Below are 804 nucleotides of genomic sequence, written 5' to 3'. Positions count from 1 at the left end.
GTGTAAGATCACCAAGTGATTCGTGAGGTCGTTCCTCATTGTATTCCATCACCTAACCGGACATCCACATCAATCCATGATCTGCGCAATTCAAGGGGGCAGAGTCATTGATTTTTATGTTGGTACTTGATTTCGGTCTGCTTGGCATCAACTAAACCCGGTTGTTACGCGTTTTGATGTAGCGTATCTTTCGATACGCTGCATTCGGCGTCGATGGCCGACTCTTTAAATGGATATTTATTACAGGATGTTGTGTTGTGACTATATCTCTCACAAAATATCAAACGATTACTTATGAAATCGACAAAATTCCTGCGCTAACAGGGATTGGTATCATTCTTAATACAAATCAGGGTTCTTCGACTATTCGGGAAAACAATTCGTGTCTGGCTGCCGGAGATTACCTTGTTATCGACCTCGACGCAGAGGTTGCTTCTCAATATGACTGGGGCGACATTGGCCAGGAAGCCGGGCTGGCAGCTATCAACTGTTCGGCGGCGGTGATTGCTGCCTTGGTTACGTTTGGTTCTACCGCTGCGACCCCTGTGACTGGTGGTACTAGTCTAGCGTTAACCAGCATTGGGTATGCTGCGACGGTGGCAACTGGTGCATCCTGCGCTGTTTCAGCCGTTCGTACCTATAACGCAATTACAGACCCAAAAACTAACGAGATTTACGATAGTATTCCTGCTTATCAAACGACTATGAAGGTCTTGGACGGAGTTTCATTGTTAGGGGTTGGGGCATCGGCTATTGCTATGACAAAGGTGATGAAAATAATGGGCAGAGCAGGTATCACTCTGG

The 804-nt window shown here is 46.4% G+C and carries 1 protein-coding gene; it reads left to right on the top strand.

The genetic code is table 11. The features are described from left to right. Positions 1–257 precede the first annotated feature (257 nt). On the top strand, positions 258–804 hold a 547-nt coding region (locus tag B2067_RS13795), incomplete at its 3' end, for a hypothetical protein (RefSeq protein WP_301388823.1).

The sequence above is a fragment of the Thalassolituus sp. UBA2590 genome (assembly GCF_002339775.1).
Lineage (GTDB): Bacteria > Pseudomonadota > Gammaproteobacteria > Pseudomonadales > Oceanobacteraceae > Thalassolituus.
Note: the sequence above shows the minus strand (reverse complement) of the source record. Positions and strands in the feature narration are given on the sequence as shown.